This is a genomic window from Clostridium tepidiprofundi DSM 19306, from assembly GCF_001594005.1.
In the GTDB taxonomy this organism is placed as follows: Bacteria; Bacillota; Clostridia; order Clostridiales; family Clostridiaceae; genus Clostridium_AC; species Clostridium_AC tepidiprofundi.
The window spans coordinates 17,504-28,672 of sequence record NZ_LTBA01000028.1 but is presented as its reverse complement, the minus strand read 5'-3'; the positions used below and the strand labels follow the sequence as shown (position 1 = coordinate 28,672).

General features: G+C 29.3%; 10 protein-coding genes. 7 read left to right on the top strand and 3 right to left on the bottom strand.

Features of this window, described 5'->3' with window-relative positions:
* From CLTEP_RS10075 to CLTEP_RS10060, 4 genes are all read left to right on the top strand, one after another.
* Positions 1 to 563, top strand: a 563-nt coding sequence (locus CLTEP_RS10075) for an Rpn family recombination-promoting nuclease/putative transposase (protein WP_153016320.1), incomplete at its 5' end; no start/stop codon positions are given.
* Positions 564 to 782: 219 nt separating this feature from the next.
* A complete protein-coding gene (locus CLTEP_RS10070) occupies positions 783 to 1,790 on the top strand; it encodes an Rpn family recombination-promoting nuclease/putative transposase (protein ID WP_242863910.1) in 1,008 nt (335 codons plus the stop codon).
* Between the two features lie 514 nt (positions 1,791 to 2,304).
* Positions 2,305 to 3,498, top strand: a complete 1,194-nt coding sequence (locus CLTEP_RS10065) for a M48 family metallopeptidase (RefSeq protein ID WP_066826380.1) — start codon at positions 2,305 to 2,307, stop codon at positions 3,496 to 3,498.
* 5 nt (positions 3,499 to 3,503) lie between these two features.
* On the top strand, positions 3,504 to 3,998 hold the full coding sequence (locus CLTEP_RS10060) for a VanZ family protein (RefSeq protein WP_066826376.1): 495 nt from the start codon (positions 3,504 to 3,506) through the stop codon (positions 3,996 to 3,998).
* A gap of 362 nt (positions 3,999 to 4,360) precedes the next feature.
* Here CLTEP_RS10060 and CLTEP_RS10050 read toward each other — a convergent pair whose 3' ends face one another.
* The gene (locus CLTEP_RS10050; protein WP_066826372.1) at positions 4,361 to 5,266 is read right to left on the bottom strand and encodes a ribonuclease Z; all 906 of its coding nucleotides are present in this window, start codon (positions 5,264 to 5,266) and stop codon (positions 4,361 to 4,363) included.
* 28 nt (positions 5,267 to 5,294) lie between these two features.
* Between CLTEP_RS10050 and CLTEP_RS15465 the strand changes: the two genes are divergently transcribed.
* Together CLTEP_RS15465 and CLTEP_RS15305 are read left to right on the top strand one after the other, a co-directional pair.
* The gene (locus tag CLTEP_RS15465) at positions 5,295 to 5,426 is read left to right on the top strand and encodes a hypothetical protein (RefSeq protein ID WP_278319544.1); all 132 of its coding nucleotides are present in this window, start codon (positions 5,295 to 5,297) and stop codon (positions 5,424 to 5,426) included.
* Positions 5,427 to 5,771: 345 nt separating this feature from the next.
* Positions 5,772 to 6,257 (top strand): TM2 domain-containing protein, encoded by a 486-nt coding sequence (locus CLTEP_RS15305; protein ID WP_242863909.1) that lies wholly within the window; start codon positions 5,772 to 5,774, stop codon positions 6,255 to 6,257.
* Positions 6,258 to 6,483: 226 nt separating this feature from the next.
* On the opposite strand, the gene CLTEP_RS14665 is transcribed toward CLTEP_RS15305, so the two are convergent.
* Entirely contained in the window at positions 6,484 to 6,591 is a 108-nt protein-coding gene (locus CLTEP_RS14665) for a MetS family NSS transporter small subunit (RefSeq protein WP_153016319.1), read from the bottom strand.
* 726 nt (positions 6,592 to 7,317) lie between these two features.
* Positions 7,318 to 8,817 carry a sodium-dependent transporter gene (locus CLTEP_RS10040; protein ID WP_066826370.1) on the bottom strand — a complete coding sequence of 500 codons (1,500 nt, stop codon included), beginning with the start codon at positions 8,815 to 8,817 and terminating at the stop codon, positions 7,318 to 7,320.
* 1,125 nt (positions 8,818 to 9,942) lie between these two features.
* Here CLTEP_RS10040 and CLTEP_RS10030 point away from each other — a divergent pair.
* Positions 9,943 to 11,139 carry an MFS transporter gene (locus CLTEP_RS10030; protein WP_066826358.1) on the top strand — a complete coding sequence of 399 codons (1,197 nt, stop codon included), beginning with the start codon at positions 9,943 to 9,945 and terminating at the stop codon, positions 11,137 to 11,139.
* Positions 11,140 to 11,169: the final 30 nt, after the last annotated feature.

Below are 11,169 nucleotides of genomic sequence, written 5' to 3'. Positions count from 1 at the left end.
AAACAATAGTTAAAGGTGAAGACTACAAGAATTTGTCAAAGGTAATAACTATAAATATATTGGATTTTAATTATATAAAGCTTGATAAATTTCATACTAAGTTTCATCTGTGGGAAGATGAAGCTAAAGATTACATGCTCACTGATTTGGTAGAGATACATTTTATAGAAATTCCAAAATTCAATGAATTGAAAGTAAAGAATTTGAAAGAAGATAGACTTCAGAGATGGTTGACTTTCTTTAATAAGGATATTTCAGAAGAAAAATTAAAGGAGTTGATTGAAATGGATAAAGATATAAAGAGAGTAGAGGAAAGACTTGAATATTTAAGTAGTGATGCAAAGACAATAGAGATTTATAAAGCGAGAGAAAAGTCACTTCATGAAAGGGCAAATATGATAAGCAGTGCAAGAGAGGAAGGAATTAAAGAAGGAATAGAAAAAGGAATTAAAGAAGGAATATTCAAAACAGCCAAAAATCTATTGGTTATGGGTATGGATGAAGATACAGTCTCAAAAGCTACTGGATTAAGTATAGAAGAAATCAAGAAATTAAAGCAGTAATAGATAACACCCCAGGGGCGTAAAATCTTCCAATTGCAAAAAATGAGCTGATACATCTTATGTAGAAAGATAATCTAATTAAAATTCCTGCACATATGGATGCTTGATTCCAATATTGCATTGGAACCGAGTATCCTATTTTTGATATCTTCTGATGTTGTACCAACAAAAACTGTATTGCAGTTTTTGTAATGAACAGGTACCTTACAAAGATTTGAAGTGAAGCAAACAATCTTTGTTGCTTCTGGTGTAGAATTTGTATTAATAAAAAATACAAATACTTTTCAAAAGATAGTGAAAATACAACAAAAATTAAGATATAATATAAGTATAGGAAAGGGTGATATAATGGAGAGGTTAAAACCTTTGAATGATTTTATTTTCAAGAAACTCTTCGGAGAAAATGAAGTCAAGGATAATTTAATTGCATTTTTGAATGCAGTGTTAGATAGGAAAGATAGAGATAGGCTTGTAACATTAGAAATAATAGATAATAAAGAACTAACAAGAGAACTCGTAAATGATAAAACTGCAATATTAGATGTAAGAGCGAGAACAGAAGATGGGACTCAAATAGACATAGAAGTTCAACTCACAAATCAACATAATATGGATAAGAGAACTTTGTTTTACTGGGGAAGAATTTTCAATGAAACAATAGTTAAAGGTGAAGACTACAAGAATTTGTCAAAGGTAATAACTATAAACATATTGGATTTTAATTATATAAAGCTTGATAAGTTTCATACTAAGTTTCATCTGTGGGAAGATGAAGCTAAGGATTACATGCTCACTGATTTGGTAGAGATACATTTTATAGAAATTCCAAAATTTAATGAATTGAAGGTAAAGAATTTGAAAGAAGATAGACTTCAGAGATGGTTGACTTTCTTTAATAAGGATATTTCAGAAGAAAAATTAAAGGAGTTGATTGAAATGGATAAAGATATAAAGAGAGTAGAGGAAAGACTTGAATATTTAAGTAGTGATGCAAAGACAATAGAGATTTATAAAGCGAGAGAAAAGTCACTTCATGAAAGGGCAAATATGATAAGCAGTGCAAGAGAGGAAGGAATTAAAGAAGGAATGGAAAAAGGAATTAAGGAAGGAATTAAAGAAGGAATATTCAAAACAGCCAAAAATCTATTGGTTATGGGTATGGATGAAGATACAGTGTCAAAAGCTACTGGATTAAGTGTAGAAGAGATCAAGAATTTAAAGCAGTAATAGAAATAACACCCCAGGGTCGATGTCATAAAGCTATGATTCAATATTTTTACAAAATAAACTTATTATAGAATACTATAGAAATTTAGATTTTCTTCGTAGAGTTATTTATACCGAAATAATGCAAATTATATTGAGCTTTTTTAACCATGACATTGACCCCAGGGGTGTAAAATTTTGAATTATAGTAAATTTAAGTAAATATACTTGCTTTTGTATGATATTCTATATAAATAAATTAGCACAGATATTTGAAACCGTCATATCAAAAGGGCGGTTTTGTGTGTTTTTTGGCCAAATTATTTTCATCAAATTATTTTCACCCAAATTGTAATTAATTGTAATTATTAGCATCTTTGACTTGTTATTTTTTTAAACACCTAAAAATGGTATTTTATTGTATAAAGATGTATGTTATAATGATACGGTGTAAAATATGGACATGTAGTACGAAAATTTTCAATTATTACATAAATTTATAAAGTATGGAGTATGGAAAGGATGTGTTAAGTATATGCTTGATTATCTATTTAATTTGTCAATTTTGCAGATAATTTTAGTCAACATAATTTTAGTTGCAATAAACTTTTTATTTTCGTTATTTGTACGTAGTAGGGTTATAAAGAAATACAACAAAACTAAATCTATAGAGAAGGCTCTTTACATAGAAAGCATATTAGGTAAATATATTCATACGATACTTATAATTGGTACAGCCTTTTTTGATGCACTAGTAATAACTCCTTATTTTAGACATTTTCATAAATTTAGTGTAATTATTGTAGTTGGAGTAATTTGTAGTATTATTACAATAATTTTAGTAATAAATCAGTTAGTTCTTTTTAATACTAATAAGATGTTGAGAAAAACAGAGGCAACTAAAAAAGAACAAATAGGATTATTAATTAGATTTATGATTTTTTCAATTATTCCTGTGCTTATTATGTTAGCTGTTTTACAGATAAATCCTAAGGAACTTAACATAGGAGTAAGATTTCAAAAGTATTTTAAAATATTGATACCTGTAATTGCTTATATGCTTATCTCGTTTATACTTCCATTGTTTAATAAGTATTTACTTAAGGCTGTACCTATGGATGATTCAGATTTAAAAAATGAATTAATTCATTTTTTAAATAAATGTGGTATAAAAAAAGTAGAAATTTTTTTATGGCCAATGAAGAGTAATAAACATGCTAATGCTTTAGTATCAGGGTTGATACATAAACAAATTTTTATATCGGATTATCTTTTGGAAAACTTCTCACTGGAAGAAACAAAAGCTATTTTAGCACATGAAATAGGACATATAAAAAAATTTCATTTATGGATAAGAACGGCTCTTATAATAGGAATGTTAATTGTTTTTCCACTTTTAGGAGAATTATTTGAGTATTACGAGAAAACTATTTCTGAAATACCTATATGGCTTGGCATTATGATATTTGCGATAGTATTCATATTATATTTTGGATTTTTTCTTTATTTTATATATAGAATTCAGGAAAGACAAGCAGATTCTTTTGTTTTGGAATTAGGAGTAGATGGTGAAGTGTTTATATCAGCTCTTTACAAATTAGCAAAACTTAATCATACAGTAATGAAATATAATAAAGTAGATGAAAAATTTAAAACACATCCATCGGTTGCTAAAAGAATAAAATGGATTAGAGACTACCCCAGGGGTGTAAATTTTTCCAGGAAGTGATAAGTATGAATAAACATAAAAATAAAATATCAATTATTTTATCATGGACGGCTGTGTTATTATGGCTTGTCATTATATTTTCTTTTTCAGCTCAGCCTGCAACCGAGTCAGATGGATTAAGTAAAAAAGTAACAAAAGTAATCATAGAGACGGTTGATAAGGTTGTTCAAATAGATAATGATAAAAAATCAACTATAGATTTAATCCAAAAATTTGATCATATTATAAGGAAATGTGCGCATTTTACAGTATATATAGTATTGGGATTATTGATGATGAATGCACTTATGAGAAGTGGTGTTAAACTTTTCAATGCATTTTTGTTAGCTATTGTTTTTTGCATTGCTTATGCAACAAGTGATGAAATTCATCAATTGTTTGTACCTGGGAGGGGACCAAGAGCAACTGATGTCCTTATCGACAGTGCAGGGGCATTTGTTGGAAGTGGAGTGTATACACTGATTTACCCCAGGGGTGTAAAATTTTCCAAAAGAAAATAATACCAAATACCGAGGCATTTCAGCCTCGGTATTTGGCTTTCTTTTTTAGTTTTATAGCATATGTAATGATTAATATAAGTACAATTACAATTGGTAGTATCGAAATTATAATTCCTATCTTTATCCCTAGATATTGCACAGCTCCTAGTAAAGCAAATAGCAACAGTATTTCTATAAAGCACAGTAAAAATAATTTTTTCAAATTAATGCACATCCTTCTCTTCTTGACTATTTTCCTATATATTACACAATATAATAATACAGGAAAACAATCAAGAGGTGATGATGCTATTATTAATATTTGCACGAAGAAATACATTTGAAGAGATACATTTTATTATGTGAAGAAGGTAAGAATAGAGTCACTTGAAGCTCAATTCTTTAACCATTCTATCGGTACCAACAATTACATTATCAAAAATATTTTTTGCAAAATCAATATATTCACTTGGATTCACAAGAGCTGGGCTAAAATGTGTTAGCCATAGTTCTTTTACATTGCCTTCTTTTGCAAGATTTGCAGCTTCTGAAAATAGCATGTGTTTTTTGCTATATGCTTTTTCAAAATCATTATCATCACCATACATTCCTTCACAGACGAACAAATCAGCATTTTCTATGAAAGGGATCATTTCAGGAACTGGTCTAGTGTCCGTACTGTAACAGATTTTTATTCCTTTTCTTGTTTCACCAAGCACCATATCAGGTGTGAAAGTTTTATTATTATATTCAATTATTTCTCCATTTCTAAGTTTGTTCCAAAATTTGATTGGAATATTGTTATTTTCAGCTTTTTCTCTATTGAATTTCCTACTTCTTTTTATTTCAATAGAATATGAAGCACATGGTATATGATGTTCAAGCCATATTGTGTTGATTGTAAAATCTCCATGTGTATAATTCCGAAGTCCTTCAATTGGTATTTCTACAAATTCAAGTGGATAAGTAATTGGAGCAATAACGGTTAAACATTCAACAACGCTTTTCACACCTGGTGGGCCAATAATGGTTAAAGTTTCTGTTCTGCCGCTATTTCCAATTGTGCTCAAAAGACCAGGTAATCCAGCCGTGTGATCAGCATGAAAATGAGTTATACAAATAATATCAATATTTTTTATTCCCCAACCCAAAGACTTAAGTGAAATTTGAGTTCCTTCTCCGCAATCTATTAATATCATTTTGCCACCACAGCTTAATAACAGAGAAGTTAAAAAACGATTTGGCATAGGAACCATTCCACCAGTTCCAAGTAAAGAAAGTCTAAGCATAAATAAAATCACCCCTGGGGTGCAAAATATGGAAATATATTTTGCATTAATTATTATAGTAGTTACATTCATTATATTATGTTTATTGTATGTAATAAATACTTTTAAGATTGTTTTTATAACTGCTAAAATTAGGATTCTATTTTATTTCTTTATGTAAAATTTTAAATTTTAAGGAGGAATAATCAAATTGTTGTAGAATATTACCCGTAGGGGTAAGTATGAAATATAGGAAAAAAGAGGAAAGTAAGAGAGAAAGAGAAAATTTTGTAAATTGATATTGATCTAATTAGGTATGTTTGTATTTGAAAAAGTTGGGGCTAAAATTAAAACGGAGCATATTATTTAATTTTGATACTGATATATGAATTAGTTAGTGAACCCGTTTTGCTAAAGCAAAACATCGGGACTTCAGGTGGAGACTCTACTCCAACTGAAGCAAAATCTTCAATCTCTCACTTATATAAGTGGGAGTCTTGTAAAATTGATAAATGGAGGGGATTGCATGCACTGTTATATCCATAATGACAGACCTGCTATAGGTACTTGTGTGGGCTGTGGAAAATTTATTTGCGAAGAGTGTAAAACAGAAATAGGTGGCAAATATTATTGTAAGAATTGTGTAGAAAGATTGTTTAATGAAAATAAGAAAAGAATAGAAAAATTAGAAGAAAAGAGTGAACAGAAACCTATGATATTCATGAATGCTGGAGGAGGTGGAGGTGCTAGTTCATCAAGTTCATCAAGTTCAGCCGGTGGGCTAGGGAATATTACTCCAATTTGTGACAAGAATAAGGTTTTAGCAGCATTATTAGCAATATTTTTAGGTGGGGTAGGAGTACATAAATTTTATTTAGGTAAAATTGGTATGGGAATATTGTATCTAATTTTTTGTTGGACAGGTATACCAGCAATAATAGGGGTTATAGAGGGTATAATATTATTATGTACAAGTGAGCAAGATTTTGCACGTAAATACGGTCATTATTAATATTTAGGCATTTTCAAAAAAAATAACTAGTCAGTATGCTAGTCTATTTTGCGAACTACTTCATCGTCGGAACCCGTTGATAGAATCTACTATCAGCGGAACCCAACTCTTTGTATTTCACAAAATATACGTCGCATCTTTGACTTGTTATTTTCTTTCAAATGCCTTACTTGGAAAACGTAAAATAATACCGAGGCATTTTATTTTAGCCACGGTATTTTAATTTTTATAAATTTTCTTTTTTTATAGCTAATGCTATAACTATTGCAATCAGAACTCCGCCCCAAACTGTTCCACATCCAATTATCATCATTAACATAGCACTTTTTGACATGAAAATTCCTCCATTTTAAAATTTAAAATTTGCTGGCATTTGATTCTATGTTTACATTTGTTTATACTTGTTAAGTCATAAAATCCGTGATTTTGTCTAGAGGATTATATGGTTTTAAGCATTTTGCAACTATATTATTTAAGTTTCTTCAATTCGTAATATGCAATATATTTATATTTAATATACATATATTTTGTATTAATATTCACTATAAAAATCTCTACATGATGCATTTTTTCGTTGTAATATATATGATAAAAATCTAAATTACGAATTGAAGTTTAAGTTAAAAATACTTCTACTCCTACTTTTATAAGTATCATAAGTTGTATAATATAAGCTATATAATATAAATTATGATTAAACCACAATAAGCTATGGATCAATTTCAAATATACAATATATAGTATTTATGAAATTGATTCTTATGCATATATAGTGATGAGTTCCTATTTAAAATACTTTCTGTGGGATAACCAAATTATAGGTTGAAACTTTTTGTTTCAAGTAGAGTGGAGTTGCTACATTGAAGTCTATATGTTTTGATTTAACAAAACTAATTTATTAATGTTAGATTTATTGAGTTACAGTTTTACATGTTTGTAGTCCATTTATTGACAAGCATACAACTCCAAGTATGTTTTTCTTTGTTACATGTTTGTATATTTAGTCCATTATAATCAAATTGCAACGATGGTTTGCGTATCATTAATTCTTGTTTACGATTTACATGTTTGTAGTCCATTTTTTCTTATAGAATATATATGATGCAGCAATCATTATAATTACGATGCCCCAACCAAATATGATGTTAGAAGCTATTTCAACTGCATTTTTATTAAATAATCCAGTAATTAAGTTGAATAAATTTGTTATTACTACAATTCCAAGTAATACTGGTGTGAAATATTTTAACACATAATTCCACCATTTCCCGATTGTAAAATCTGAAAAAGCATTTGCATCTTCACGTAATTTATTAGTACCATAAATGTAGCTTATTGAAACAACTTCTATAAGCCCTAATCCAGCAATTACAATATTGCCCACATAAGCATCAACTATATCTAGTATGTAGTTGAAACCAGCGTAACTTGCGAAACAAGCACTACCAATGAAGCCAACTATTGAAATAATTGAGACAAGCTTTGTTCTAGGAATATCGAATTTGTCTAAAGCTGCAGTTGTAAAGGATTCTAACATTGATATACTAGATGATATACCTGCAATAAATAGACAAAAGAAAAAGAGAAAGCCTAGTAAACCTTGTATAACAATATTTGTTGATAGTGTTGAAATAGCTATTGGGAATGCTATAAATGCGACACCAGCACCTGTACCAAATGATGTGAATTTTACGCCGCTATTTGTTACCAAATAACCTAGTGTCGAAAATACTAATATTCCTGCAATAAGATCAAAGCTTGCATTAGCTAAAACTGTAATAAGTGAACTGTTGACAATATCTGCTTTGTCATCTAAGTATGAACCATATGCAATCATAACACCTACGGCTAATGTTGTTGAAAAAAATACTTGAGCGTAAGCTGAAACCCAAATACTTGGATTTAATATTTTTGAAAAATTTGGTTTAAAGAGAGCTTCAAGTCCTATTGTGGCACCCTTTAAACGAGCAGCATTAATCATGAATACAATCATTAATATTAACAACATAGGTGTGAAAATTAATGATATTTTTTCTATTCCATTAGAAATACCTTTTTTAACAATAAACCAGTTAAAAAACCAAACAACTATAACAGCAATTAAAATATAAATACTTATACCAGCACCTAAATCTAATGCATTTTTTGCACTTCCTGTAACCATACCCATTATAGGTCCGGGATTTGAAAGCCAGTTTATAATACCAAAGGCATGCCCTAATGAAAAAAACATGAATACAACGGACACAGCAATAATTGTAGAGTAGTAAGTCATAACAACAATTGGTACCATTACTTGAACCCACCCAATAATTTCTAATTTTTTCTTTAATGTTGAAAATGCTTTTACCGATCCACCTCGAATTTTTCTACCAAAAGCATATTCCATAATCATCAATGGTATAGCACAGGTAAATAGAGCTATAAAATACGGTAAAAGAAATGCTCCTCCACCATTTTTATAAGCTTGAAATGGAAATCGCCATAAATTACCTAGACCTATTGCAGCACCTACTGCTGCAAAAATAAAACCTTTTCTACTTTTCCAGTTTTCTCGCATAACAGTTTCTCCTCTCACCCCAGGGGTGTAAAATTTTCCAATAATCTCTGTGATGCAAAATATAGGAATATATCTTGCAATATTAATTATATTAATTATATTAATTATATTATGTTTATTGTATGTAATAAATACTTTTGTTATAATTTACTTGAATGATTAAATGATTTAGTATAATTCATGTTTAGAATTTCAATTTGCAAAATTCCGATTTGTTTGGATTTGCGTGGATTCCTCTGGAATTGCTTGGATTTGCTTGGATTTTCTTGAGGTTTTTTTGTATTTGCTTGAATATCCACGAATGCACATGAATTTATTTGAATTCGCATGGATTCGGATTCTCTTGTGGTTGCATGAGTTTCTTGCATTTGCTTGAATTTCTACGGATTCGCATGAATTTGTTTGGATTTGCATGGATTCCTTTGGAGCCACTTGGATTTGCTAGGATTTACTTGGAGTGAAATTTTAAATGCAATTAGAGGAAAATGTCATAAAGGGTAAATCAATATCAAATTATTAATAGGTTTCTAACAAAAAATGGTTCAGCACCTAAGCGGATGACTAAATCAATATCAAATTATCAATAGGTGGTGAAATTGTGAAACTAATGGTTAGTTCCTACATTCTTTTATATTTGAATGTAGTTATGAATGAAACATGCATTTTAGGCTATAACAGGTTAAGTATGCCCAAAAATGAATATGTTTTGAATTAACCAGTAGTATAAACTTGCAACTTAGATAATATGTATTAGTGAGCTCATTTTGCTAAAGCAAAATATCAGGATTTTAGGTGGAAATTTTATATTCACCTAAAGAAAAAATCTTCAATCTCATCGGCTAATTTCTTGCTTATAGGAGATGAAGTTTTGCAGAATTGATAAATAATATGAGTATATATTAATCCTAAGTATAATGCTACTTAGGATTTTTTTGTGTTTTGTTATATTATGGGAATATATTTTGTGTTATATTTCGCTTGTATTTTGTTTACGCTTGTATTTGTTTATGTTTTAGTTTGTATTTTAGTGTATATTCAGTTGGGCAACGAAACCTCCATGAAAATATTATATGTTCAAAATTTTTTAACGAAGAATTATTTAACCAATAAAATGGAGGAAAAAATATGAGTTATTTAAATAAATTGAGAAAGAATATTGTTAAGAATTATGTGTTTATATTTTTTAGTAGATTAGATTTGACACAAGGAATATGGATGATATATCTTGCAACTAAAGGCATGTCCTTATTGCAGTTGGGTATTTTGGAAGGTGTTTTTCATGTAACATCATTGCTTATGGAAGTACCTACAGGAGTAATTGCTGATATTTATGGCAGGAAGACAAGCAGAATATTAGGAAGATTTGCCTTATTGATAAGTATAATCTTGCTTATTTATTCCAATAATTTTTGTTTATTTGCAGTATCATTCATAATTTCAGCATTATCATATAATTTAGAATCTGGTGCAGGAGACGCACTCATTTATGATTCACTAAAAGAAATAAAAGAAGAAGAAAGATACATGAAGATTAATGGGAATAATGAAATGTTTATGCAGATAAGTTCTGTGGTTGCATATGCATTAGGCGGGTATTTAGCAGCTAAAAATTATTTAATAGCGTTTGGGCTTAGTGCTATTTTCATTATAATAACATTTGTAGAATCATTTTATTTTCAGGAACCTAATATTAAAAGCGAAACAGTAAAAGAAAGAAATCCTTTCAAAGTGATGAAAAATCAGGTTACTACCAGCATCAAAGTTATAAAAGGAAATAGAAATATAGTATTATTAATTGTTTTTTCAGAAGTTATGGCAGCATTTTGTACAAGTTTGTTCTTTTATTTGCAGAATTATTGGAAGGGTTTTGGATACACAGAGTTTAAAATAGGAATTATTTATTCAGTAGCATCTATATTTGCAGCTATAACAGCAGTCAAAGTTTATGATATAGAAAGGATTATTGGTCAGAAAGGTGTTTTGATAATAATGCCATTGGCAAATGTTTTGTGCATTTGGGGAATAGCTTTAACAAATTATGAATATGTATTTTATGTGCTTATGAGCGTTATTGATACTATCACATATGTAACTTTTAGCGATTACATCAATAAATTAATTCCAAGTGAAAACAGAGCAACAATTTTATCGTTTCAAAGCATGGTATTTAGCTTTATAATGATATTATTATTTCCGATGATAGGTAGTATAGGAGATGCATTTTCTCTAAATGTTGCATTTAAAGCATTAGCGTCAATTGGGAGTATATTGCTGTTAATGATGGTAATTTTTTCACCCCAGGGGTGCAGAAAATGGAAGTGATGTGTTATAATTAAATCAATTTATGACATA